The organism is Pseudoalteromonas sp. J2K-J031, from assembly GCF_058197095.2.
Genome location: NZ_CM200279.1, coordinates 2,040,582 through 2,067,213, shown reverse-complemented (window position 1 = coordinate 2,067,213; position 26,632 = coordinate 2,040,582). Strand labels below are relative to the sequence as shown.

The window sequence follows — 26,632 nt, the reverse complement described above, 5'->3', positions numbered from 1 at the left end:
CTATGTTATACTCTGCGTAATTATGTATACAGGGTTATGACTTTGCACTTTATCGCACTTACTTCGATTGGTATCGAACAACTTCTTCAAGATGAACTGACACAACTAGGTGCTTCGGTGCTTAAATTAACGGTTGGTTCTGTCACATTTGAGTCAGATACGCTGACTGCACAAAAAATTTGTTTATCATCGCGTTTTGCGACTCGAATTATGATGCTGATTGCCAGCAAAGATGCCATTAAAGATAAAGAAGCGCTTTATAACTTTGCTCGTTTCCAACCTTGGCAAGAGTATTTTGGGCCAAAGCAAACATTTTTAGTCGATTTTTCAGGTACTAATACAGAACTAAAAAACACTCAATTTGCTGGTCTAGTGGTCAAAGACGCAATCGTTGATTATTTCCAAGATTTATACGAAGTTCGCCCCAATGTTGATAAACAAGAGCCCAATGTTCGGGTTGTGGCGCGTTTAAATCGTGAAACAGTCAATATTTACATTGATTATTCAGGACCGTCATTGTCACAGCGTGGCTATCGAACTGCTCAAGGTAAGGCCCCAATCAAAGAACACCTTGCAGCTGCCTTAATAAAACGTAGCGGCTGGCTCAACGACATCACTCAACCACTTTATGATCCGTGTTGTGGTGCTGGCACCTTATTAATCGAAGCTGTTTCAATGGCGCGAAATGAAGCGCCTGGCCTTGAGCGCGAACAATTTGCTTTTGAACGGTTACCAACTTTTAAAGAAACACCATTTCTAGAATTAAAAGAGCAACTAGCAGCTCAAGCAACGTCACCAAACTTATATGTGATTGGTCATGATGTGGACCGCCATGTATTAGGTAAAGCAAAAGATAACTGCCGTAAAGCTGGATTTGGTCAGATCATTACCTTAGAGCAAGGTGATGCAACTAAATTAAAGGCGGTTGCAAAACGCCCAGGAGTTGTGATTTCTAACTTACCTTATGGCGAGCGTTTAGGTGGTACGGCTGAGTTAATCAGTTTATATCGTTTATTAGGACAAGGTTTGAAACAACACTTTGCTAATTGGCATGTGTCGATGTTTGGTTCAGATGAGTCGTTACTTAAACTTCTTAAATTGGTTAAGCATAAGCAGTACAAATTTAAAAATGGTCCAATTGATTGTTTATTAAATAATTATTTATTAGATGAAAAACAAGTTCAGCAATCCGAGGCACAAACAGGATTAAATTATCCAGCTTCAGAAGCGTTTGGTAACCGTTTAAAGAAAAATAACCAAGCACTAAAAAAATGGCTTAAAAAAGATGAAGTGGTTGCATATCGTTTATACGATGCCGATATCCCAGAATATAACGTGGCTGTTGATGTATACCTTGACCACGTGATTGTTTACGAATACGCCCCACCAAAACAAATTGATGAAGAAGTTGCACATAAGCGCTTACAAGATGTGATTTTTTTAACGGGTCAGCAGTTAGAAATCAATCCTGACAAAGTGGTTGTAAAGCAGCGTAAACGTCAAAAAGGCGATGCGCAATATCAATCTTTTGCTAAACGCAATGAGTCTTTTACTGTGACTGAATACGGTGCAAAATTTAAAGTGAATTTGCATGATTATTTAGACACAGGTTTATTTTTAGATCACCGTTTAGCACGCCGCTATATTCAGCAAAATAGCCAAGATAAACGCTTTTTAAACTTATTTGCTTACACGGGCTCGGCTTCAGTTCATGCTGCGTTAGGCGGTGCCAAGTCAGTGACTACAGTCGATATGTCAAAAACCTATTTAGACTGGGCGCAAGAGAATTTTGCTCTGAACAATCTTAAAAATGCACGTTATCATTTTGAAAAAGCAGATTGTTTAAAGTGGCTTGAACACGCAACCGGTCAATACGACTTAATTTTTCTTGATCCACCGACGTTTTCGAATTCAAAACGAATGGAAGATGCCTTTGATGTGCAACGTGATCATATTAAGCTTTTTACTTGGGTTAAGAATATTTTAAGCCCAACAGGCACGTTACTTTTTTCAAACAACAAGCGTGGCTTTAAAATTGATCAAGAAGCTCTTGAAGCGCTTGGTTTAAAAGCAAAAAATATTACTGATCAAACGTTATCTCCTGATTTTAATCGTAATAAAAACATCCACAACTCATGGTTAATCACCTATGCATAAGGTTGTTTTATATCATACGCAAGGCTGCCATCTTTGCGAGCAAGCGTATGAGCTATTGCTTCATTTTTTTAGCGCCTCAGAAATAAACAGTATCGATATTGTTGATAATGAGGCGATGATGAACCTATACCAATGTGACATTCCGGTGGCTCAAAATTGCTTAACACAAGCACTGCTAAAGTGGCCGTTTAATGCTCAGCAAATTCAAGAAGTACTAAAATAATATGGATTTAATTCGAATTACCTCAGCCAAACTTGCGTATGGCACTCATCCGTTACTTGATAGTGCGGATGTATTAATAGAAACAAATGAGCGAGTGTGTATCGTCGGTCGAAATGGCGCTGGTAAATCAACTTTACTTAAAGTGCTTGATGGCCAAGTAAAGCTTGATGAAGGTGACATCAACCAAGTTAATGGGTTGAAAATTGCGCGTTTAGAGCAAGACCCACCAAAGGGGGCAACCGGTACAGTATTTGATTATGTTGCTGCGGGTTTACCTGGTGTTGCGCAATTACTGATTGATTTTCATCATTTAAGTATTCAATTACAAACTGAGTGCACTGATAAGTTACTCAATCGTTTAGAGCGTTTGTCAAATGAGCTTGAAAGCAACGATGCATGGCGTTTTGAAACGCAGATTAAGCTGATTTTAACTAAGTTACAGTTAAACCCGGATACAAAGTTAGAATCACTATCAGGTGGTTGGCTTAGAAAAGTAGCACTGGCCCGTGCGTTAGTGAGCGAGCCAGATCTATTGCTTTTAGATGAACCGACTAACCACTTGGATATGGCAAGTATTTTATGGTTAGAGCAGTTTTTAAAAGAATATCGAGGCTCGATCATTTTTATTTCTCATGACCGTGCGTTTATTCGCTCAATGGCGACACGCATTATTGATTTAGACCGTGGTAAGCTAGTCTCGTATCCTGGCAACTATGAGTTATATCTTGAACAAAAAGCCCATGCTTTGAAAGTTGAAGAAACTCAAAATGCTCTTTTTGATAAGCGTTTAGCTGAAGAAGAGACATGGATCCGCCAAGGGATTAAAGCACGCCGTACGCGTAACGAAGGTCGTGTGCGTGCATTAAAAGATTTACGCAAAGAGCGTAAGCAACGTGTTGATAAACTTGGTAAAGCTGATTTTAATATTGAAGTAGCACAGCGCTCTGGTAAGTTAGTTTTTGAAGCGATTAATTTAAGCCATAACTATGGCGATAAAGTCACCGTACAAAATTTTACCACGCTCGCCATTCGTGGCGATCGTATCGGTTTAGTTGGCCCTAATGGAATTGGTAAAACAACGTTATTAAAACTGCTATTTGGTCAAATTGATCCGGTTTCGGGCTCGGTTAAACAAGGTACTAACTTAGAGGTTGCCTATTTTGATCAGTATCGTGCATTGCTTGATGAGGAGGCAACAGTGCAAGATAATGTGGCAGAGGGTAAACAAGAAGTTCTTATCGGTGGACGTCATCGCCATGTACTTGGCTACTTACAAGACTTTTTATTCCCGCCTGCACGAGCACGCTCCCCTGTTAAAGCACTCTCTGGTGGTGAAAAAAATCGTTTGTTACTGGCCAAGCTATTCTTAAAACCATCAAATATTTTGGTTTTGGATGAACCTACCAATGATTTAGATGTCGAAACACTCGAATTATTAGAGGATATTTTAGGCCAGTACCAAGGTACCGTATTAGTGGTCAGTCATGACCGTGAGTTTATTGATAATACCTGTACCAGTGTTTGGGGCTTTTCAGGCAATGGCCAAATAACTGAAATTGTTGGCGGGTATTCTGATTATGAAGAGTATCAACAACAACTTGCAGGGCAAGAAGCAAAGTATAAAGACGTGGTAAAAATGGCTGACAAACCGGAACAGGTTACACCGCCAGCTGAAAAAAAAACCAATAAGTTATCTTATAAATTAAAATTAGAGCTAGAGCAATTGCCTGCTTTAATGGAACAATTAGAAGAAGATATCAGCAAGGTTCAAGAAGTCGTAAACTCATCTGACTTTTTCAAACAAGACAGTGAGTTTACACAAAAGACGTTAAATCAACTCTCTCAAGCTGAGTCGAAGCTCGAAGCTGCGTTTGAACGCTGGGAAGAATTAGAACAACTACAGAATCAGTAGTAGGGATGTAGAATGAAATATACAGTATTAGCTGCGTCGTTAGCGGCTTTGTTCGCACCAAGTGTTTGGGCTGCGACATATAAATTAGAAGAGCTAGGCTCAAAAGAAACAGCAAAACATGCCTATGTAACAGCCTTTAATGATAATGGCCAAGCCATTGGAATTACGCGAGGTGAGTTTGGTATAAAAATTGATAATGAAATTATTGATTATGACGATAACACTCTTAAAACGGCTTATAACAATCAAAAAAAATATGAAGAGTCGATAGATAAAACAATCACTTTTACCCTTGATGATATCAAAAATGGGGTGATTAACGCTGATGCTTTGACCTTTATTGTCGGTGTGATTCAGTCACGTACTCGAGATCCAAAGTGGCAAAAAATCTCTGACCAAATTGCGGTGGATTTTTCAAGTTCAGTTAATGAAGTGACTTTATTTGATGTCCCGTCAGTTGATTTTGATGGCCTAACGCGTTCAACAACCAATTATTATACTGCGATAGCACAAGATGGTGTAAAAGCGGGTTGGGGTACATCACCTTATAGTAAAGTGCAATTTACACCTGATGGCAAAGACGAAGCTACATACTTTGTGCGTGATTTTGAAGCGCGGGGAGTCGTTATTTCTGCTACGGGTGAGCAAACGTTGCTTGAGCCTATTTATAGTACGCATGGTGGCGTATCAATCGCAACTGACATCAAACAGTTAGCCGATGGTGGCTATCTTGTTGTAGGTGACACTTCGATTGGCATTCCTGAAGATCGTCAAAAAAATCTTGATGACAACTGTGACAACAAAGATGAACCAACAGAGGTTTGTATTTGGAGTTTTAAAACAGCAGATGTGTCATTGTTTGACAGACGTGCCTCGTTATGGCGTTTAGACAGTAATTTAAATGTTACTAGTGTTGAAAATCTTGGCCTTGGGCTAACGCCTAAAGAAGATGAAGGAAATGCGTTTCGAAGTTCGGCACTTGGTGTTAATACGTTAGGGATTGCGGTTGGGTATTCTGATTTACGATGGAAAGATGACAATGGTTGGGTTTCACAGCCTGTGTATTTCAATAACGGTGTTGTAACGCCTATCGTGATTCAGGATAACTATTTCCGCGGTATTTCAGGTAAAGCAGTCGATATTAATGACAGCAATATTATTACCGGATACCACGCTAAATCTATTAGTGGTGTAGTTCGCACTAAGTTCTTTTATCATAATATTGCAACCGGTGAAACCGTCTTTCCAACGGACTTTTTCTCAAGTTCAAGCTCCGTAGCACATGACATTAATAACGCTGGCTTTATAGTCGGTGAAGGTGAGGTTGAAACAAGTACTTCATCAAATCGTCGAAGAGAAGGTTTTTTGTATGATTTAAATACCAATACATTCTCAAGCGTAAACAGTTTCTTACCTTGTTACGATACAGATGGTAAAACTGCTTATCCGTATAGAGTCAGAGAAGCGATTGCCATTAATGAAAACAATGAAATTATCGGCTCTGCAACTAAAACGGTTAAGAAACGTAATTCACTTGGCCAAGTTGTAGTTGATTCAAGCGGTAAAGAAGAATACGAAAGTATTATCGTCCCAGTTAAGTTAACACCAATTGCAGGCTCTTTGGAGACTTGTCCACCTACTGTGCAAGAACCTTATGAAAGACAAGGTGGAAGTTTAGCGTGGCTAAGTTTTTTAATGTTGCCTTTGGTTGCGTTGCGTCGTCGCCGTTAATACTGGGTTAGGCATCAAAGAAAAAGGCTAATATTATATTAGCCTTTTTTTGTTTTTAGCGTTGTTCGCAATTATCTCATATAAAAAACCATTTTAAGGTCTGCTTAAAATGGTTTTTTTACTTAATAGGGTTTTATTTATTATGACGAGTTAACCATGCTTTGCGCACTGAGCGACGCCATAATAAATCGACTACTAAAAAGCTTACTATGGAAGCAATTGTGGCGCATATTAAAGAGCCAACAATAAAAGCAGGGCCTATACTTGAGATGCTCGCTTCTAACCACTGCAATGTAGGTTCAAAGGCAAACTCTTGCTTTTCATGCCCTAAAACAGCGACACCTACAAGGTAAGAGCCATAGAAAATAGGAGGCATAGTTAATGGGTTAGTTAACCATACTAATGCAACAGATAGCGGTAAATTAACTCGTAATGGAATTGCGACTGCAGCTGCAAGCAGCATTTGAAAAGGAACAGGGATGAAAGCAAAAAATAAACCTACCGCAAAAGCCCCTCGTGCTGAGCGACGATTTAAATGCCATAGATTGGCATCATGTAAAACATCACCAAAAATACTTAACGTTTTATTCTCTTTTATTTTTTTATGATCAGGTAAAAAGCGTTGGATTGTTTTTTTTGGCATGGCGGTAAATCATTCCCTTTTAGTCAAATCAGTTTTGGATTTGTCTTTGGTTGTGTATTGTCGCTGTTTTTTCTTAATACGCCAGTATTTTTTGCCATTATCCTCTTATCAGTCTTTATAAGTCTATTTTATGCGCAATTTAGAGGAGTTTGTTTTGCAATAGGCTTTGCCGTTTGTTACGTACTAACATATTACCATCTAGTTTATAGCTGGCATTTGCCGACTTATTACCGAGGGGCTGAATATGCTATTCAAGCGACAGTTATTGAACTTAAAGAAGAAGGCGACAAAGCATTTTGTAAAGTGAAATTACATCAAGTAAACCACGTTGCGATCAATCCAATACAAAAAGTGTATGCCAATTTAACGATTTACCAATACCAGCATAATTTAACCGTTGGAGATCGGTTTAGCGTAAACGCAAAACTCAAGCCGCATAATACCTATCGAAATCATGGCCTTCCTAACTATGAATTACATGCTTTTTATAAAGGAATTAAAGCAAAAGGGTATTTCATAGGAAATGAGATTACGGATCACGTAGTCACTAGACTCGAGTCTACTTTTAAGAATGCCTTACACGAGGTCATCAAACCGACTGCACAACATGGTTTATTTGTTGCGTTACTTTTTGGTGATAAATCTTTTTTGAGCCCTTCGTTAAAAGAGCAGTTTAAGTTAGCTGGACTAAGCCACATTTTAGCTATTTCAGGATTGCATATTGGCATTGTTTACTCAGCCGCATTTTTTATCATCAAATGGTTAGTAATCATTGTCCCCATTCAATGTTCGCAAACAATCAACCTTAATCGGTTTTACAGTTATTTGGGGTTATTCAGTGCCTTTATTTATGTTTGGTTAAGCGATTTTATGGTGTCAGCATTACGTGCCTTTTTAATGCTGACAGTTTTGGTATGTTTATACTGGACTAAAAAGCGTTATATCAGTGCGCAGGCATTACTATCAGCATTGGTGGTGGTTGTATTATTTAATCCGTTTGAGTTACTCAACCCTGGTTTGTATTTTTCATTTGTCGCAGTTGCAATTATTTTACTTGTTTATCAGCGTGTTATTAAGAACGTAACGATGGTCACTCTAAAGCAAACATTAGTGATGCTCATTGTGCTTCAGCTGGGGCTTTTTATCGGGTTAATGCCATTAAGTTGGTTTTATTTTTCTGGTGTGTCTTTGGCCAGTAGTGCGATCAACATCATGGTGTTGCCGCTCTTTAGCGTGTTTTTGCCTATGATGCTAATCGCTATTATGATTGCTTATTTATTCAACTTTAACGAACCTTTACTGCTATTTGACCAGATAATATCGAATATCATTAATGGTTTTTTAACCTTACCTCTAGATAGTTTTTGGCTAGATTTAGGTCTATTAACATGGCAGCAATTAGTGCTTATATACCTTGTACTAATATTTATTGTGTTTACGGTATTAAGAAGGATATTGTGGCTACCAATAGCGGCGTTACTGTCTAGTTTGAATTTTTCAACAGGCGCAAGTTGGAAAATAACAATGCTTGATGTAGGGCATGGGCTGAGTGTGGTGATCAGCCGAAATAATCAAGCACTCGTATATGATTTAGGGGCGAAATTTACTAATGGCTACAGTGTTGCTGAGTCTCAAATATTACCTTTTATCATCGCGCATCACCTCACTGTGCAGCAAACAATTATTAGTCATGCTGATAATGATCATGCAGGCGGCTTGGAGTATTGGTATAAAAAGGGGCTAGGCCACACTGTTTTATTTGGCACCGATCCGAAAGGTAATCCAAACATGTGCTTGCCTCAAACGCATACGTTTGAAGGGTTAAGCGTTCATATTCTTGGGCCTATTAGTATTAAAGCCATTAGAAATAATAACTCTTGTATTGTTCAAATCACCGATGGGTCTTTTTCGGTATTACTCGTTGGTGATATTCATCAAGATGCGGAGCGAGCATTAATAAAGTACTATCCCAATTTACGATCAAATTTACTGATAAGCCCTCATCATGGCAGCAAAAGCTCATCGAGCGAGTTGTTTATTAAACATGTACAACCTGAGTATGTGATCCATGCTAATGCGCGCTGGAGCCGATGGAATATGCCTCATGCACAAGTGCAGTTACGTTATCATCAAGCAGGGGTAAAACAAATGCAAACGGCTCAATTGGGGGGAATTACCTTTGAGGTCTTTGATCAAGAGATAAAAATCAGTTCCGCTCGTGCTGAACAAAGATATTGGTTTTTAACGAATTGAGTTTGGGTTTTACCTTGCACGAGGCTACAATAGCCGCTGATTTTCGCCAAAGAGCTGATAAATGACTGCCGACTCTTCTCAAATATATAAACGCTTATTTAGCTACACTAAGGAATTTAAATTTGTAGCCGCATTTGCCGTTATTGGCATGCTGGGCTATTCAGCGATGGATGCACTGTTTGTGCGTTTAATGAAACCTTTTATTGACGAAGGTTTGAATCAACAAAATGCAGAGATATTGAACGCAGCACCTTATGTGGTTATTGCGTTGGTTATTGCTCGTGGCATATTTAATTTTATGTCGAGTTATTGCTTAAGCTATGTTGGTTCACAAGTTGTTTCGCGATTACGCCAAAGTTTATTTGAACATATTCTCAATCTACCAGTTGCATTTCATGATAACCATTCTAGTGGTAATCTGATTTCAAAAATCACGTACGATACAGAGCAAGTTGAGCAGGCGATCACTAAGGCCTTGTTAGTTCTGATCAGAGAGGGAGCCTATGTGGTCTTTTTACTGTTTGTGATGTTTGAGGCAAGCTGGAAACTATCGTTAATCTTTTTATTAGTGACCCCATTTGTTGCCATTGTAGTCAGTGTTGTTTCTAAACGTTTTCGTAAAATATCTAAAACAATTCAATCAGCAATGGGGGATGTCACCCGCAGCTCAGAACAAATGCTGAAGGGTCACAAGGTGATCCATGGATTTGGTGGCCAACAGCAAGAGGTGAGCCGTTTTGCGGTAATTAACAATCACAATCGTCGCCAACGAGTGAAAATGGATTCAACTAAGGCTTTGAGTGTCTCGGTGATTCAAATTTTAGCGGCGTCGTCCATGGCTGCTATTCTGGCGGTAATTGCTTTGCCTTCTATGATTAATTCAATCAGCTCCGGAACATTTGTCGCTTTAATTTCATCAATGATGCTAATGTTGCGCCCATTAAAACAAATTGCCAATGTTAACAGTGATTTACAACGTGGTGTGGCTGCGGCACAAAGCGTATTTGAAATTTTAGACACTGAACTTGAAAAAGATGAAGGCACTATTTCTCTTGTGCGCGCGCAAGGACATATCGAAGTTAAAAACTTAACCTTTGCCTATCCGTTAAAAGAAGAAGCTGTACTGCATAATGTATCTTTGTCTATTCCTGCAGGGCAAAGTGTGGCCTTTGTTGGGCGCTCTGGCTCAGGAAAATCGACGTTATCTAATTTGTTGCCCCGTTATTACGACTTAGCAGATCCTGAAGGGATTACTTTAGACGGCTTACCATTGCCGCACTACAAATTGAAAGATTTACGTAAGCAATTTGCTTTGGTATCTCAACAAGTGGTGTTATTCAACGATACCATTCGTAACAATATTTGTTATGGCCAAACCCAAGCGATAGACGATGAGGCATTAATTGAAATTGCCAAAAAAGCACATGTTTGGGAGTTTGTTAAAGACTTACCGGATGGTTTAGATACCATGGTGGGCGAAAATGGTGTGATGATGTCAGGTGGCCAACGCCAACGTATCGCCATTGCGCGTGCAATAGTTAAAGATGCGCCGATTTTAATTTTAGATGAAGCCACATCTGCACTCGATACCGAATCAGAAAAGCTTATCCAACTTGCGCTTGAAGATTTGATGAAAAATAAAACATCGATAGTGATAGCGCATCGCTTATCAACGATTGAAGCGGTGGATTGCATTTATGTCATTGATAATGGTCGAGTGCTTGAGCACGGTAATCACCAAGCTTTATTAGCTAAAGAGGGCACTTATGCCGCTTTGGTGAAAATGCAACTGGGCGAATCAATGTGAGCAGTATCGAACGCAGTTGGTATAAACCCTTTGGTTGGACGTGGCTGTTGTTTCCGTTAGCACTGCTATTTTGGTGCATTAGCAGCGTACGTAAAGCTTTATACCAGTTTAATTGGCTAAAAACGCCTCAATTTGATGTGCCTATTATTGTGGTTGGTAATATCTCAGTCGGTGGCAATGGTAAAACCCCAATGGTTATTTGGCTGTGTGAATACCTTTTACAACAGCAAAAAAAAGTCGTTGTGATAAGCCGAGGATATGGCGGTATGAACGCCGATTACCCGCTGATTGTAACCCATCAAACAGACGCGACAGAGGCGGGGGATGAGCCTGTTTTAATTCATAAACGAACTCGTGTACCCGTTGTTGTTGGTCCTAATCGTGTCGATAATATTGCTCTTGCCATTGAGCACTTTCAACCTGATGTCATTATTTCTGACGACGGAATGCAACATTATAAAATGAAACGCGATATTGAGATTTGTATCGTGGATGCCAAACGCCAGTTTGGTAATGGTTTTTTGATGCCAATGGGCCCTTTGCGTGAATTACCCTGTCGTTTAAACACAGTTGATTTAGTGATTGAAAATGGGGGCGGCGCACCCATGCATTATCAATTAGTGGCTTCGGGTTTGTATAGTGTGGCTAAACAGCAGCAATACTCAGCACCATTTACATCAGGGATTGCAATTTCTGCCATTGGCAATCCAGAGCGCTTTGAAAAAAGTTTAGCGGATTTTGGTGTACAAATTAAAAGCTGTGTCCACTTTCGGGATCATCATCATTTTAGCCCTACAGATTTTGCAAACGTATCATCAGACACTGTATATATGACAGAAAAAGACGCGGTAAAATGCACCTCTTTTGCACAACCGAATTGGTATTATTTAAAAGTTGATGCGCAGCTCAATGAGACTGCCAAAAATGCATTAACCTCACTCTTAATTAAAAAAGGGATCATTCATGGCCTTTGATATAAAACTTCTTGAAATAATTGCGTGCCCAGTCACAAAAGGCAAGTTGCGTTACGACAAAGCAAATGCAGAACTTATTAGTACGCAAGCAAAGCTTGCTTATCCTATCCGCGAAGATATTCCGGTTTTACTCGAAAATGAAGCCAGAGAGTTGAGCCATGACGAGGTGGAACAGTGGAATTCGTAGTGATTATACCGGCGCGTTATGCTTCTACACGTTTGCCTGCAAAGCCATTAGCGGATATTGCTGGCAAGCCAATGATCCAACATGTGTATGAAAAAGCAATGCTTTCGGGCGCCAAGCATGTGGTAATTGCGACTGATCATCCAGCGGTTTTTGAAGCTTGTCAAAAATTTACAACAGATGTCTTAATGACAAAGGATAGTCATGAGTCAGGCACAGAGCGTTTAGCTGAGGTGGTTGAGTTGCTGAACTTATCCGATGATACCATTGTGGTAAACGTGCAAGGTGATGAGCCGTTACTTGCTCCTGAAAATGTGAGCCAAGTCGCACAATTATTAGCACAATCAACAGCACCGATGGCGACATTAAGTGTTGCTATTGAATCTGTTGAAGAAGCATTTAACCCAAATGCAGTCAAAGTAGTCAGTGATAAGTTTGCCAACGCCCTATATTTTTCACGTGCAACCATTCCGTATGATAGAGAGCGCTTTTTAAATAAAGCGGTAGTGAACGACATTGGTGACTTTTATCAGCGCCATGTTGGCATTTATGCGTATCGTGCTGGTTTTATTAAAGAATATATTCAGTTTACGCCTTCGCCACTTGAAAAAATTGAAGCGCTTGAGCAATTACGTGTGCTATATCATGGAAGAAGCATCAAGGTTGAGCAAGCCAAAGTGATGCCTGAAGCCGGTGTCGACACATTAGAAGATTTAGAGCGCGTTAGAGCGGTATTTAATCAGCATGCTTGAGATAGTTTATCGTCACGCTGATTTTTATATTTTTAACAAACCTGCCGGTATGAGTTTTCATAGTGAAACTGAAGCCGGTTTTGTTGTGCTTGCAGAGCAACAATGCCAAGAAAAACTCTATGCGGTGCACCGCCTAGATAAACTGACTTCAGGGTTGTTAATTTTAGCCCGAAGTAGCCAGGCGGCTGCCCACTTTACCCAAATGTTTAGTCAAAGATTAATTCATAAAGCGTATTTCGCGCTGTCTGATCAGAAACCGAAAAAGAAACAAGGTTGGATAAAAGGGGATATGGCTAAAGCTCGTCGTGGTGCATATAAACTGATGACATCAATTGAAAATCCTGCGATCACACGTTTTTATTCGACGTCGCTTGGGCCGGGTTTAAGAGGGTATTTACTCAAGCCTTTGAGCGGTAAAACACATCAATTACGGGTGGCATTAAAGAGCATTTCGGCACCGATTTTAGGTGATGAATTATACGGCGGCACTCCAGCTGATCGCACATATCTACATGCAATGGCACTTTGGTTTGATTGGCAAGAAGAAGCAATTCACCTATTGTGTGCACCCACAGTGGGCGCACAATATACAACGCCTGCGTGTCTCGCTATCCTCAATGATTGGTCATGCCCCTGGGCACTTGACTGGTAATATTATTTTAAAGATGAATAACATGACCCCTGAATATGATAACCGTTTTGGCGGTGTTCGCCGCGTATATGGTACTGAGCAATTAACTTGGTTATCTCAAGCACATTTTTGTGTCATAGGCATAGGCGGTGTCGGTAGTTGGGTTGCTGAAGCTTTTGCGCGAAGTGGTGTCGGCCAGATCACCTTGATAGACCTAGATGATATTTGCACCACTAATATTAATCGCCAAATTCATGCATTAACCTCAACCATTGGAGCTGAGAAAATTGTTGCTATGAAAGAGCGGATCTTGGCGATTAATCCAGATTGCCAAGTGCACCTAATTGATGACTTTTTAACACTTGATAATATTCGAACTCATTTAGTTAAGTTTGATTATGTTGTTGATTGTATCGATCAAGTACCTGTAAAAGCAGCACTTATAGCACACTGTAAACGTCAAAAAATACCCGTTTTTACCACTGGCGGTGCAGGTGGGCAAAGCGATCCGAGTCAAATACAATATGGTGATGTGGCAAAAACCACGCAAGATCCATTGTTAGCCAAAGTGCGTTATTTATTGCGAAAAAAGTATAATTTTAGCGATAACCCTAAACGTAAATTTGGTGTTGACTGTGTATTTTCAACTGAACAGCTCACTTACCCAATGGCTGATGGCAGTGTTTGCCAAGCCAAACAACAAGCTGATGGCTCATTAAGCATGGATTGTGCAAATGGTTTTGGTTCGTTAACTATGGTCACTGGAACGTTTGGTTTTTTTGCGGCCTCAAAAGCAATAAAAAAATACTTAGAAAAACAGCAACGAAATAAATGAAGTAATAGATTTACATTATAGAGCTAACTTGAATCAATAATGTTGACTGTATTGCTGGATCATTGCGACAATCGCTTTGATCCCGTTTCCTCTAGATGGGCTTAAATGCTTTAGTAAACCCATTTGATCAAATTCATCACTTATATTTACTTCAAGTGCTTGCGCTGGAGTCAAACCATTAAAACAATTCACAATTAAAGCAATAAGCCCTTTAACAATTCGTGTATCCGAATCTGCAACAACCAATAGGCTGGTTTCTGTTTCATCCAAGGATAAATAAAGCCAAACATTACTTTCACAGCCAGAGACCTTCGCACTGTCAACTTTCAACTCGTTAGGCAGTGGTGGTAACGTTTTACCAAGGAGCATAATTTCGCGGTATTTATCTTGCCACGTTGGTAAAGAAATAAGCGTTGATTTGAGCGTGGGATACTGAGTCGGCATAATTACTCTAACATTGAAATGGTTGAATTTAATGCATTTATAAAATTATCTACATCGTGTTTATTATTATAAAACGCAAGGCTTACTCTGATTGTACCAGTTACTTTTAGGCAATTCATTAATGGTTGAGTGCAGTGATGCCCAGAGCGTACCGCAACACCAAATTGATCTAGTAAGGTTGCAATATCAAAAGGATGTTCATCTTTATAATTAAAACTGATCGTGCCTATATTGTTCTGTAAGTCACCAAAAAGCGTGATGCCCTCAATGATTTGTAACTGACAAATAAGGTATTGCAATAAAGTTTGTTCGTATTGATAGAGCGTGTGATGATCTAGTTGATTTAAATAATCAAGAGCGGCTGAAAAACCAATTACCGCACTGATGTTAGGTGTACCAGCTTCAAATTTACCTGGTGGTAGTGCAAAGGTGGATTTTTCAAACGTCACTTGCTGGATCATTTCACCGCCAGTTTGATAAACGGGCATGCGACAAAGCAAGTCATAACGGCCATAAAATGCGCCTAAGCCCGTTGGTCCTAGTGCTTTATGAGCTGATAATACATAAAAATCGCAGTTAATTTGTGTTAGGTTTGGTCTGAGATGTAAAAAGCCTTGTGCTCCATCTATAACGCTAATGGTATTAAATGTTTTAGTTAATTGGATTAACTCTTCAATGGGCTGAATGTTGCCTAAGGCGTTTGAGGCATGACTAAGTGCTAGAATTTTTGGCCGATATTTTTCAAGTAATATTTTTGCTTGCGGTAGGTCTAATATACCCACTTCATTAATAGGTAAAATGAGCAGGTGAGCCCCTGTTGTTTCGCATACTTGTTGCCAAGGAACAATATTGGCATGATGTTCAAGGGCTGAAATAGCGATAGTATCGGAATCTTTCACTAAGTGGGTAAGTCCATGTGCTATTAGGTTAATGCTTTCGGTTGCACCTTTTGTCCATACTACTTCGTTGCTATTGACTTGTAAGTAGTCGGCAAGTTTAACTCTCGCGTCTTCATAATGCCGTGTTGCATTCTCACTTAGAAAATGAATACCGCGATGTACATTAGCATTTTCGTTGCAATAAAACTGATTTAAACGATCGATGACTTGTTGTGGCTTTTGTGATGTCGCACCTGAATCAAGATAAACAAGCGGTTTGTCGTTTGCTGTTGATGAAAAAATAGGGAAGTCATCACGAAGTTTTTCAGGAGGTTGCATCGAAAAAAGTTCTTCTAGCCAATAAAAACGGTCATTTTAAGGTTTTTAGTCTGGATGGCAAGGGAAATAAAAAAGGCCGCTGAAGCGTAATGCCGATCAGTTAAGAAATATTTTACTGATCGGTTGACCGATCTTCTGTAGATGTAACAATCCGATGAACCCACATGTCATCGGATTTTTTTATGGAACTGTCAGAAGCCTTAGCACGCACCTCAATTAACCGCCTTACCGAATTTTCGTCATTAGCGGATGTCCTAGACCCCGAAATTATTCAATCGTGTTTAGCCTCTAATGGTGTGGCCACATTGCGTAAACGCAAGCTGCCTATGGATGCAATGATTTGGGCCGTGATAGGTATGTCACTTTTTCGCACTGAATCAGTCCGCCTGCTCATCAACAAGCTCGATATTGTATTACCGCAGGATGTTGATTACGTCGCACGCAGTGCCGTGACACAAGCGAGAAAGAAGCTAGGCAGTGATGTGGTTCGAGATGTATTTCATCTCTCAGCACAGAAGTGGCATGAGCGAGCTGAGCATCCCCATTGGTGTGGTCTGAACTTATTTGGTGTTGATGGCGTTGTATGGCGCACGCCCGATAGTAAAGAAAACAGCGCAGCCTTTGCCCGTACAGCGAATAAAGCCAGTGAAGCAGGCTATCCTCAGGTACGAATGGTATGTCTGATGGAGCTTAGTAGCCACTTAATTCTTGATAGTGCATTGAGTAGCGTGAGTGAAAATGAGATGACACTGGCAGCACAGCTCATAGCACGTGTACCAGATAACAGCCTAACATTGTTTGATAAAGGCTTTTACTCACTAGGCTTGTTACATGATTGGCAGCATAAAGGCATCAACACACATTGGTTATTACCGCTAAAGAAGAACGTACAGTATGAGGAAATCAAACGTCTTGGCAGGCAAGATAAACTCATCCGCCTAACCACCACACCTCAAGCGAGAAAAAAGCGACCAGAGTTGCCCTTAACAATGGACGTGCGACTTATCACCAAACTAATCAAAGGAAAAGAAGTCAAAATACTCACGTCCATGGTCGACCCTATGGCATATCCATCGGCAGAAATAGTCGACCTTTATAGCCATCGCTGGGAAATAGAGATGGGCTACCGAGAAATGAAGCAACACTTGTTGGCAAGTAGGTTTACGTTAAGAAGCAACTTACCAGAGCTCATTAGACAGGAGTTATGGGGGGTGCTGTTGGCGTACAACTTAATCCGCTATAAGATGGTCCTGATGGCGAAGTCGCTCAAGAGTGTTTTCCCAAACCAACTAAGCTTTAGAGATGCCTCATCACACATCATCCATAAGCTGACTATGATGCCAATTTATGCGCCCGGTAATGTCCCCGGACTGATATTAGAAATAGAAAGAAATGCCAATCAATTTAAGCTAGAGGGAAAACGAGAACGAAGTTACCCAAGAACACTAAAAGTATCGAAAAACCGCTACCCTGTGGCTAAAAATAAAAAAGCCGCTCACCTTAAGTGAACGGCATTACGCTGAAGCGGCCTTTTTTCATTAAAAACTTAACGTTGTTCTGTTTTAACAAAATTACGCTTAGTGTAACCAGTATATAATTGACGTGGACGACCAATCTTATGACCTGGTTGTGATAGCATTTCGTCCCAATGTGAGATCCAGCCAACGGTGCGTGCCATTGCAAAAATAACAGTGAACATATTAGTTGGGATACCAATTGCTTTTAAAATGATACCTGAATAGAAATCAACATTTGGATATAGTTTTTTCTCAACAAAATACGGATCTTCAAGTGCGATTTGCTCAAGACGCATTGCAACGTCTAACAATGGATCTTGAATATTTAACTCAGCAAGTACTTCGTGACATGTTTTACGCATTACTGTCGCACGAGGGTCAAAGTTTTTGTAAACACGGTGACCAAAACCCATTAAACGGAATGGATCGTTTTTGTCTTTTGCTTTTGCGACGTATTCATCGATGCGCTCGACAGAACCAATTTCTTCAAGCATGTTTAAACACGCTTCATTGGCACCACCATGAGCAGGACCCCATAATGAGGCAATACCTGCCGCGATACATGCATAAGGATTTGCACCTGAAGAACCAGCAAGACGAACAGTTGAAGTTGACGCATTCTGTTCATGGTCAGCATGAAGCATAAATATACGATCCATTGCTTTTGCAAGAACAGGACTTACTTTGTATTCTTCTGCTGGTACAGAGAACATCATGTGTAAGAAGTTTTCTGCATAAGTTAAATCATTGCGTGGATAAACGAATGGTTGACCGATTGTATATTTGTAAGCCATAGCAGCAATTGTTGGTAATTTTGCAACTAATTTAATCGCACTTGTTTTACGCTGTTCTGGATCGGTGATATCGATATCATCATGATAAAAAGATGATAGCGCACCCACAACACCACAAAGCATTGCCATTGGGTGTGCATCAACGCGAAACCCTTGGAAGAATGATGCAATTTTTTCGTGCATCATTGTATTGGTAGTAATTTCACGCGCAAACAAAGTCATTTGTTCTTCAGTCGGCAATTCACCTTCCAATAACAAATAACATAGTTCTAAATAATGTGAATGTTGAGCGAGCTCATCAATTGGGTAGCCACGGTGTAATAAAATACCTTTGGCGCCATCGATGTAGGTAATAGCAGACTCACAAGAGCCTGTAGACATAAAACCAGGGTCATATGTGAAATAGCCATGTGCACCTAATGTGCGGACATCGATAACATCTTGACCTGCTGTTCCAGAATAAATTGGTAACTCAATTGGGTCTAGACCATCGATATGGACTGTGGCTTTATTGTCGGCCATCTAAATACTCTCCTATGATAACAATTTCTGATTGTTAGTTATTATACTGATTATAAGCACGTTAAGTTCATTTTAACGTAAAAACCACTATGAAAGTCAATTTTAATGCACGTATGCATAATAAATATTCTGTAGAGATTAAATATTATACCAAAGGCTAATTCGCAAGCCGCTCTAATTAAACAAGAATTGTAATATGGTCAGTGGCTATATATACTGTGGTAGGTTTAACACCGCTACGTCTTAAGTGAATTTGACTGATTTATCTTAGGTTCGTCACCTAGGAATAGCAAATAACTTTGATGGTTCCACTCTAAAAAGAGTGGGTTGACAACAACACAATAGTTGGACTCTTTAAAGAGTCAGATGGGCAAGTAACTGTGAAAAAGCAACGACCTGTAAATCTAGATTTATCGACTATATCAATGCCAGCGACAGCTAAAGCGTCAATTCTTCACCGTATTACCGGTGTAGCTTTGTTTTTTGCTTTAACATTCGTAATTTGGGCTTGGTCAGAATCACTCTCTTCAGCTCAAGGTTTTGAGTTTGTTAAAGGCCTATTTACCGGCTTTATCGCAAAATTCATCGCTTGGGGCACACTTACTGTTCTTATTTACCACTTAATTGGCGGTTTCCGTCACTTAATCATGGAGATGGGATATTGGGAAGAGCTTGAATCAGGCAACGCTAGTGCCAAAGCTGCAATTGCACTTTGGGTTGTATTAGCAGCAGCAGCAGGAGTATGGATATGGTTTTAAATCAAGCTTCTTTAAAGCGTGATGGTGTACAAGACTTTGTCTCATTACGTGCAACGGCGCTAGTATTAGCGGCATATGCATTATTTATTCTTGGCTATTTTATAGCTACCCCAGAAGTCACTTATGAAGCTTGGCAAGGTTTGTTTTCAAATCTGGCAATGAAAGTGTTCACTTTGGCTGCGCTTGTTTGCATGATGATTCATACTCGTATCGGTTTATGGCAAGTGCTGACTGATTACATTAAGTGTGCAAAACTTCGTGCAATTGTAAGCTTTGTATTGAATTTGATGGCTTTCGCATATGTTGCTGTTGGCTTATTTGTATTGTGGGGTGTTTAAGTGAATTATACTGTCCGTGAATTCGATGCTGTTGTAATCGGTGCCGGTGGTGCAGGTATGCGCGCGGCGCTATCAATTTCTGAGTCTGGAAAAACTTGTGCCTTAATTTCTAAAGTATTTCCAACCCGTTCACACACTGTTTCTGCCCAAGGTGGTATCACAGTTGCTTTGGGTAATTCACACCCAGATAATTGGGAATGGCATATGTACGATACTGTTAAAGGTTCTGATTTTATCGGCGACCAAGACGCTATTGAATATATGTGTAAGACAGGCCCAGAAGCGATTACTGAATTAGAAAATATGGGTCTACCGTTTTCACGTTTTGAAAATGGTCGTGTTTATCAACGTCCTTTTGGTGGTCAATCAAAGAATTTCGGTGGTGAGCAAGCTGCGCGTACAGCAGCAGCCGCTGACCGTACCGGCCATGCGTTACTACATTGTTTATACCAACAGAATGTTAAGAATAAAACAAACGTTTATTCTGAGTGGTATGCACTTGATTTAGTTAAAAACCAAGACGGTGCAGTTGTTGGTTGTACGGCAATTGAAATCGAAACTGGTGAAGTTGTTTATTTCAAATCTAAAGCGGTTGTATTAGCAACGGGTGGTGCAGGACGAATTTTTGCATCAACAACAAACGCGCATATCAATACTGGTGACGGTGTGGGTATGGCAACTCGTGCTGGTGTAACACTACAAGATATGGAAATGTGGCAGTTCCATCCGACAGGTATTGCAGGTGCTGGTGTACTTGTAACTGAAGGTTGTCGTGGTGAGGGTGGTTATCTTTTAAATAAAGATGGCGAACGTTTTATGGAACGTTATGCGCCAAATGCAAAAGATTTAGCCGGCCGTGATGTTGTTGCACGTTCTATGATGACTGAAATCCGTGAAGGTCGTGGTTGTGACGGTCCATGGGGTCCACACATCAAGTTAAAACTTGATCACTTAGGCGAAGAAACGCTTAATTTACGTTTACCAGGCGTGTGTGATTTATCGAAAACATTTGCCCATGTTGATCCTACAAAAGAGCCTATTCCTGTTATTCCTACTTGCCATTATCAAATGGGTGGCGTGCCTACCAATGTTAATGGTCAAGCTTTAAACATTGACGCAAATGGTAACTCAACCGTTGTTGAAGGTTTATTTGCTGTTGGTGAAATTGCATGTGTATCAGTACATGGTGCAAACCGTTTAGGTGGTAACTCGTTACTTGATTTGGTTGTATTTGGTCGTGCTGCAGGTTTATACCTTGGTAAATACTTAGCGAATAAAGAATTTGGTCGTGAAGCGTCAGATTCTGATCTAGAACAATCTTTATCTCGTTTAAATCGTTGGGAAACTTCAAAGCCTGGACAAGGCGAAGATCCTGTTCAGATCAAAAAAGATCTGCAAATGTGTATGCAATTAAATTTCTCTGTATTTCGTGAGGGTGATGCAATGGCTCAAGGTCTTGCGGAACTTAAAGAAATCCGTGAGCGTTTAAAACATGCTCGTTTAGATGATAAGTCATCTGATTTTAACACTGCCCGTATTGAGTGCTTAGAGTTAGATAATTTAATGGAAACAGCTTTCTCAACGGCTTTAGCGGCAAACTTCCGTACTGAATCTCGCGGTGCTCATGCTCGTCAAGATTTTACAGAACGTGATGATGAAAACTGGTTATGTCACTCAATTTATAATCCAGTTTCTGAATCTATGAGTAAACGTGAGGTAAACTTTGCACCAACTTTACGTGAAGCATTCCCACCTAAAGCGCGTACTTACTAGGAGATAAACAATGGCTACGTTAAAATTTTCTGTTTATCGTTATAATCCTGATATCGATAATGCGCCTAGAATGCAAGACTATACACTCGAGGCTGAAGAAGGCCGTGATATGATGGTATTGGACGCTCTTTTACAGTTAAAAGAACAAGATCCAACATTGTCATTCCGTCGTTCTTGTCGTGAAGGTGTGTGCGGCTCTGATGGTTTGAACATGAATGGTAAGAATGGTCTTGCTTGTATTACACCATTGTCTGAATTGACAAAGGGAAGTAATAAAGCGATTGTTATTCGTCCGTTACCAGGTTTACCTGTGATCCGTGATTTAATTATCGATATGACACAATTTTTCACTCAGTATGAAAAAGTAAAGCCATATTTGATAAATGACACACCAGCAGCGGGTGAGCGTTACCAATCTGTTGAAGATCGTGATAAATTAGATGGGCTATATGAATGTATATTATGTGCATGTTGTTCAACATCATGCCCATCATTTTGGTGGAATCCTGATAAGTTTATCGGTCCAGCAGGTTTATTAAACGCGTATCGCTTTTTAATTGATAGCCGTGATACGGCTACCGAAGAGCGATTAGCTGATTTAGACGATGCTTTCAGTGTTTTCCGTTGTCACGGTATCATGAACTGTGTCAGCGTTTGTCCAAAAGGTTTGAATCCGACAAAAGCCATTGGACATATTAAATCTATGCTTTTAAACCGTGCGGTTTAATCGCTAGTTATTTGGGTTTCGCAAAAGCTAAATATTGATTTATTTAGCTTTTGCGCTTTAATTTTATTTTGATTTCTGCGCTAGAGAAAAGGGCATATAAATGCACGAAGGTGTAATGAAGGCATGGCTAGAGTCTTCTCACTTAAACGGCGGTAACGTTGCTTATGTAGAAGATCTGTACGAATCGTACTTAGACGATGCCACTTCTGTATCAGAAGAGTGGCGTCAATTATTCGACCAATTACCTAAGGTAGATGGGGTCGATGTCGAAAGTAAACATTCTGAAATCCGAGCACAATTTGTTCAGCTTGCAAAAAACAAGCACAGAGAAGTGACGGTAGTTGGTGGTAATGCCGATGATGCAAAACAAGTTAAGGTATTGCAACTTATCAATGCATTTAGGTTTAGAGGTCATCAAAACGCTAACTTAGATCCACTTAATTTATGGAAAAGAGAGCGAGTCCGTGACTTAGAACTTTCTTACCATGACCTTTCTGAATCAGATTTTGACCGTGAGTTTAATGTCGGCTCATTTGCATCTGCAACAGATACTATGCCTTTGGGTGAACTTTATACCGCGTTGCAAAAAACTTACTGTGGTTCGATTGGTGCAGAATATATGCACATCACCTCTACAGAAGAGAAACGTTGGTTACAACAACGCTTAGAAGCCATTCATTCTAAACCACAGTTTGATAAAGAAACTAAATTACGTATTCTTCATGGTTTAACGGCTGCAGATGGCCTCGAAAAGTTTCTTGGAGCAAAGTTTCCTGGTGCAAAACGCTTCTCGTTAGAAGGTGGTGATTCTCTTGTTCCTATGTTGAAGGAACTGATCCACCGCGCTGGTGAAAGCGGTCAAGAAGAAGTTGTTATCGGCATGGCCCATCGCGGTCGTTTAAATGTCCTTATCAATGTCATGGGGAAAAACCCTTCTGAATTATTTGACGAATTTGCTGGCAAAATTAAATCGACAAGCTCTGGCGATGTAAAATACCACATGGGTTATTCATCTGACTTTACTACTAAAGGTGGTAATGTTCATATGGTACTTTCATTCAACCCATCGCATTTAGAAATTGTAAACCCAGTTGTTATGGGATCAGTGCGCGCACGTTTAGATCGCTTAGGTCGTAATACGGGCTCAAAAGCATTACCGATCACAATACACGGAGATTCTGCGATTGCTGGTCAAGGTGTTGTTCAAGAAACATTTAACCTGTCACAAACGCGAGCATTTAGTGTTGGTGGTACAGTACGTATCGTAGTGAATAACCAAGTTGGTTTCACCACGTCTAAAAAAGAAGACGTACGTTCAACAGAATACTGTACTGATATTGCTAAAATGGTTCAGGCACCGATTTTTCATGTTAATTCTGATGATCCAGAAGCCGTTGCATTGGTAACACAAATAGCACTTGATTTTAGAAATCAATTCAAACGTGATGTGGTTATTGATTTAGTTTGTTACCGTCGCCATGGTCACAATGAAGCTGATGAGCCAAACGCAACTCAGCCTTTAATGTATCAAAAAATCAAAAAACATCCGGTTCCTCGTGAAATTTATGCTAAACAGCTTGCTGCTGAAGGTGTGATACCTTTAGAAGAAAGTTCATATTTAGCTGATATGTACCGTAATAGCTTAGATGGTGGTAAGTGTGTTGTTTCTGAGATAGCGCCTGAAACAAAGCATTCTTCTGATTGGGCTAAATTTGTTGGTCACGATTGGGATACACCGTATGATGCAAAAGTTAATATCGATAAGCTTAAAGAGCTAGCTAATAAGATTGCAACTATCCCTCAAGGTCATAAAGCGCATTCACGTGTTCAAAAAATTTACGATGATCGTAAGTTAATGGCAACAGGTGAAAAACTTCTCGATTGGGGTATGGCTGAAACATTAGCCTATGCAACTTTAGTTGATAATGGCACAGAAATTCGTATGACAGGTCAAGATTCGGGCCGTGGTACATTCTTCCATCGTCATGCTGTTGTTCATAATCAAAAAGATGCATCAACTTACCTTCCACTGCAAAATATCAGTGAAAACCAAGGTATGTTTGAAGTGTACGATTCTGTGTTATCTGAAGAGGCAGTACTTGCATTTGAATATGGTTATGCCACTGCAGAGCCAACGACTTTAGTCCTTTGGGAAGCACAATTTGGTGACTTCGCTAATGGTGCACAAGTTGTTTTTGATCAATTCTTAAGCTCGGGTGAACAAAAATGGGGCCGTTTATGTGGTTTAACAGTGATGTTACCCCATGGCTACGAAGGTCAGGGTCCTGAGCACAGTTCAGCGCGTCTTGAGCGTTTCTTGCAACTTTGTGCTGACCACAATATGCAAGTATGTGTTCCTTCTACTCCCGCTCAAGTATATGCAATGCTTCGTCGCCAACAGGTTCGTCCTCTGCGTCGTCCATTAATTGTAATGACACCAAAATCACTATTACGTCATCCGCTTGCTGTGTCGACTTTAGAAGAGCTAGCAGACGGTACATTCCAAAATATCATTGGTGAAATTGATGATATTAAATCGGAAAGTGTTGATCGTGTGGTTTTCTGTAGTGGTAAAGTGTACTACGAATTATTACAAGAACGTCGTGCAAAAGAGTTGAACAATGTTGCAATCGTACGTGTTGAGCAGCTTTATCCGTTCCCTCATAAAGAGATGGCGGATTTAATGGCTAATTACCAACATGTAAAAGACTTTGTTTGGTGTCAAGAAGAACCTCAAAATCAAGGTGCTTGGTACTGTTCTCAACATCATTTTGTTGATGCGATTCCAGCAGGTGCAAAATTATCATATGCAGGTCGTAAAGCATCCGCTTCACCAGCATGTGGTTATATGTCTGTTCATACCGCAGAACAAAATGAATTGATCGCAGCAGCGCTCAATATCAACACTAAGGGATAAAGATGACTATCGAAATCAAAGTACCTGTTCTTCCAGAATCAGTTGCAGATGCAACGATTGCCACGTGGCATGTCAGTGTTGGTGATAACGTTAGCCGAGATCAAAACTTGGTTGATATTGAAACAGACAAAGTAGTATTAGAAGTTGTTGCACCACAAGATGGTGTGGTTACTTCAATTTCTCAACAAGAAGGTGCGACAGTGTTAGGTCAGCAAGTTATAGCGCTAATTGGCGCTGGTGACGCGACCGCTGTTGTACAAGAACAAACAGCCGCGCCTGTGGCTCAGGCGCCAGTATCAGAAGGTAATGCAGTGGATATTCTAGTTCCAGTTCTTCCAGAATCAGTAGCAGACGCTACCATCGCAACTTGGCATGTAAAGCCAGGTGAAGCAGTTAGCCGTGATCAAAACTTAGTTGATATCGAAACCGACAAAGTTGTACTTGAAGTCGTAGCACCTGCCGATGGCGTTATGGGTGAACAACTTCATGGCGAAGGTGAAACGGTATTGGGTCAGCAGTTAATTGGTAAATTACTAGCTGGTGCAACTGCAGCAGCTCCTGCGGCATCAACACCAGCTGCAAGCGCAGCGTCTGCACCAGTTGCTACTGATGACAGCGCAGCTGATGTATTAACACCTTCAGTACGTCGTTTAATCGCGGAAAAAGGCTTAGATGCAAGTAAAATCAAAGGTTCAGGCAAAGGCGGACGTGTAACTAAAGAAGACGTTGATGCTTTCTTAAAAGCACCGGCTGCAACTTCTGCACCTGTTGCTACACCAGCGGCACTTGCTGGTCGTACCCAAAAACGTGTACCTATGACTCGTTTACGTAAAACGATTGCAAATCGTTTATTAGAAGCGAAAAATTCGACCGCAATGCTAACGACATTCAACGAAGTAAACATGAAACCTATTATGGATCTTCGTAAACAATATCAGGATGTATTCGAAAAGCGTCACGGTATTCGTTTAGGCTTTATGTCTTTTTATGTCAAAGCGGTTACTGAAGCATTAAAACGCTTCCCAGAAGTGAATGCATCAATTGATGGCGATGACATTGTTTATCATAACTATTTCGATATCAGTATTGCAGTATCAACACCACGTGGTTTAGTGACACCAGTATTACGTGATTGTGATAAATTATCTGTTGCTGAAATTGAGCAAGGTATTCGTGATTTAGCTATCAAAGGTCGTGATGGTAAACTTACGATGGACGATATGACAGGCGGTAACTTCACTATTACTAATGGTGGTGTTTTTGGTTCGTTATTATCAACACCAATTATTAACTTACCACAGTCATCTATCTTAGGTATGCATAAAATCCAAGATCGCCCAATGGCTGTAAATGGTAAAGTTGAAATACTTCCTATGATGTATTTAGCGCTTTCTTATGATCATCGTCAAATCGATGGTAAAGAATCAGTTGGTTTCTTAGTGACAATTAAAGAGTTGTTAGAAGATCCAACACGTCTATTACTTGATGTGTAATAGAATTTGATTATAAAACAAGCTGTGAAC

The 26,632-nt window shown here is 40.2% G+C and carries 22 protein-coding genes; 18 read left to right on the top strand and 4 right to left on the bottom strand.

What is annotated here, in order from left to right:
* Window positions 1-42: 42 nt before the first annotated feature.
* Genes rlmKL through AC3KZC_RS09320 form a run of 4 tightly spaced genes read left to right on the top strand, consistent with a single transcriptional unit; the run spans window position 43 to window position 6,023 of the window.
* Entirely contained in the window at window positions 43-2,157 is a 2,115-nt protein-coding gene (gene rlmKL / locus AC3KZC_RS09335; protein ID WP_490580107.1) for a bifunctional 23S rRNA (guanine(2069)-N(7))-methyltransferase RlmK/23S rRNA (guanine(2445)-N(2))-methyltransferase RlmL, read from the top strand.
* A complete protein-coding gene (locus tag AC3KZC_RS09330) occupies window positions 2,150-2,380 on the top strand; it encodes a glutaredoxin family protein (protein ID WP_490580087.1) in 231 nt (76 codons plus the stop codon). Before rlmKL ends, AC3KZC_RS09330 begins: the two co-directional genes overlap by 8 nt.
* Before the next feature lies 1 nt (window position 2,381).
* A complete protein-coding gene (gene uup / locus AC3KZC_RS09325; protein WP_490580086.1) occupies window positions 2,382-4,292 on the top strand; it encodes an ATP-binding cassette ATPase Uup in 1,911 nt (636 codons plus the stop codon).
* A gap of 12 nt (window positions 4,293-4,304) precedes the next feature.
* The gene (locus AC3KZC_RS09320; RefSeq protein WP_490580085.1) at window positions 4,305-6,023 is read left to right on the top strand and encodes a DUF3466 family protein; all 1,719 of its coding nucleotides are present in this window, start codon (window positions 4,305-4,307) and stop codon (window positions 6,021-6,023) included.
* Between the two features lie 133 nt (window positions 6,024-6,156).
* Here the strand turns inward: AC3KZC_RS09320 and AC3KZC_RS09315 are convergent, their stop codons facing one another.
* Window positions 6,157-6,666, bottom strand: a complete 510-nt coding sequence (locus AC3KZC_RS09315) for a DUF2062 domain-containing protein (RefSeq protein WP_490580084.1) — start codon at window positions 6,664-6,666, stop codon at window positions 6,157-6,159.
* Between AC3KZC_RS09315 and AC3KZC_RS09310 the strand changes: the two genes are divergently transcribed.
* The 7 genes from AC3KZC_RS09310 to tcdA all read left to right on the top strand — a co-directional run bounded on the left by AC3KZC_RS09310 (window position 6,646) and on the right by tcdA (window position 14,102).
* A complete protein-coding gene (locus AC3KZC_RS09310; RefSeq protein WP_490580083.1) occupies window positions 6,646-8,919 on the top strand; it encodes a DNA internalization-related competence protein ComEC/Rec2 in 2,274 nt (757 codons plus the stop codon). The genes AC3KZC_RS09315 and AC3KZC_RS09310 overlap by 21 nt on opposite strands.
* Window positions 8,920-8,980: 61 nt before the next feature.
* Window positions 8,981-10,726 (top strand): lipid A export permease/ATP-binding protein MsbA, encoded by a 1,746-nt coding sequence (gene msbA, locus AC3KZC_RS09305; protein WP_490580082.1) that lies wholly within the window; start codon window positions 8,981-8,983, stop codon window positions 10,724-10,726.
* The gene (gene lpxK / locus AC3KZC_RS09300; RefSeq protein ID WP_490580081.1) at window positions 10,723-11,700 is read left to right on the top strand and encodes a tetraacyldisaccharide 4'-kinase; all 978 of its coding nucleotides are present in this window, start codon (window positions 10,723-10,725) and stop codon (window positions 11,698-11,700) included. The genes msbA and lpxK overlap by 4 nt, the downstream gene beginning before the upstream one ends.
* Window positions 11,690-11,887 carry a Trm112 family protein gene (locus AC3KZC_RS09295; protein ID WP_490580080.1) on the top strand — a complete coding sequence of 66 codons (198 nt, stop codon included), beginning with the start codon at window positions 11,690-11,692 and terminating at the stop codon, window positions 11,885-11,887. The genes lpxK and AC3KZC_RS09295 overlap by 11 nt, the downstream gene beginning before the upstream one ends.
* Window positions 11,875-12,636, top strand: a complete 762-nt coding sequence (gene kdsB / locus AC3KZC_RS09290) for a 3-deoxy-manno-octulosonate cytidylyltransferase (RefSeq protein WP_490580079.1) — start codon at window positions 11,875-11,877, stop codon at window positions 12,634-12,636. Before AC3KZC_RS09295 ends, kdsB begins: the two co-directional genes overlap by 13 nt.
* On the top strand, window positions 12,629-13,288 hold the full coding sequence (locus AC3KZC_RS09285; protein WP_490580078.1) for a TIGR01621 family pseudouridine synthase: 660 nt from the start codon (window positions 12,629-12,631) through the stop codon (window positions 13,286-13,288). Before kdsB ends, AC3KZC_RS09285 begins: the two co-directional genes overlap by 8 nt.
* A 22-nt stretch (window positions 13,289-13,310) precedes the next feature.
* Window positions 13,311-14,102 carry a tRNA cyclic N6-threonylcarbamoyladenosine(37) synthase TcdA gene (gene tcdA, locus AC3KZC_RS09280; protein WP_490580077.1) on the top strand — a complete coding sequence of 264 codons (792 nt, stop codon included), beginning with the start codon at window positions 13,311-13,313 and terminating at the stop codon, window positions 14,100-14,102.
* A gap of 33 nt (window positions 14,103-14,135) precedes the next feature.
* Here tcdA and AC3KZC_RS09275 read toward each other — a convergent pair whose 3' ends face one another.
* A complete protein-coding gene (locus AC3KZC_RS09275; RefSeq protein WP_490580076.1) occupies window positions 14,136-14,546 on the bottom strand; it encodes a SufE family protein in 411 nt (136 codons plus the stop codon).
* A 2-nt stretch (window positions 14,547-14,548) separates the two neighbouring features.
* Complete coding sequence (locus AC3KZC_RS09270; protein ID WP_490580075.1) at window positions 14,549-15,763, bottom strand: aminotransferase class V-fold PLP-dependent enzyme; 1,215 nt, start codon at window positions 15,761-15,763, stop codon at window positions 14,549-14,551.
* 182 nt (window positions 15,764-15,945) lie between these two features.
* Between AC3KZC_RS09270 and AC3KZC_RS09265 the strand changes: the two genes are divergently transcribed.
* Window positions 15,946-17,271, top strand: a complete 1,326-nt coding sequence (locus AC3KZC_RS09265) for an IS4 family transposase (RefSeq protein ID WP_518525886.1) — start codon at window positions 15,946-15,948, stop codon at window positions 17,269-17,271.
* A gap of 38 nt (window positions 17,272-17,309) precedes the next feature.
* Here AC3KZC_RS09265 and AC3KZC_RS09260 read toward each other — a convergent pair whose 3' ends face one another.
* Complete coding sequence (locus AC3KZC_RS09260) at window positions 17,310-18,596, bottom strand: citrate synthase (protein WP_490577499.1); 1,287 nt, start codon at window positions 18,594-18,596, stop codon at window positions 17,310-17,312.
* Between the two features lie 380 nt (window positions 18,597-18,976).
* Here AC3KZC_RS09260 and sdhC point away from each other — a divergent pair, with 380 nt between their 5' ends.
* From sdhC to odhB, 6 genes are all read left to right on the top strand, one after another.
* A complete protein-coding gene (gene sdhC / locus AC3KZC_RS09255) occupies window positions 18,977-19,354 on the top strand; it encodes a succinate dehydrogenase, cytochrome b556 subunit (RefSeq protein WP_490577498.1) in 378 nt (125 codons plus the stop codon).
* Window positions 19,345-19,692, top strand: coding sequence for a succinate dehydrogenase, hydrophobic membrane anchor protein (sdhD, locus tag AC3KZC_RS09250; protein ID WP_490577497.1), 348 nt, complete (start codon window positions 19,345-19,347; stop codon window positions 19,690-19,692). The genes sdhC and sdhD overlap by 10 nt, the downstream gene beginning before the upstream one ends.
* Window positions 19,693-21,465 carry a succinate dehydrogenase flavoprotein subunit gene (gene sdhA, locus AC3KZC_RS09245; RefSeq protein ID WP_490577496.1) on the top strand — a complete coding sequence of 591 codons (1,773 nt, stop codon included), beginning with the start codon at window positions 19,693-19,695 and terminating at the stop codon, window positions 21,463-21,465. It begins immediately after the preceding gene.
* 10 nt (window positions 21,466-21,475) lie between these two features.
* On the top strand, window positions 21,476-22,192 hold the full coding sequence (locus AC3KZC_RS09240) for a succinate dehydrogenase iron-sulfur subunit (RefSeq protein ID WP_490577495.1): 717 nt from the start codon (window positions 21,476-21,478) through the stop codon (window positions 22,190-22,192).
* A 100-nt stretch (window positions 22,193-22,292) separates the two neighbouring features.
* Window positions 22,293-25,109 (top strand): 2-oxoglutarate dehydrogenase E1 component, encoded by a 2,817-nt coding sequence (locus tag AC3KZC_RS09235; protein WP_490577494.1) that lies wholly within the window; start codon window positions 22,293-22,295, stop codon window positions 25,107-25,109.
* A 2-nt stretch (window positions 25,110-25,111) separates the two neighbouring features.
* Window positions 25,112-26,602 carry a 2-oxoglutarate dehydrogenase complex dihydrolipoyllysine-residue succinyltransferase gene (gene odhB / locus AC3KZC_RS09230; protein ID WP_490577493.1) on the top strand — a complete coding sequence of 497 codons (1,491 nt, stop codon included), beginning with the start codon at window positions 25,112-25,114 and terminating at the stop codon, window positions 26,600-26,602.
* The last annotated feature ends 30 nt before the right edge of the window (window positions 26,603-26,632 follow it).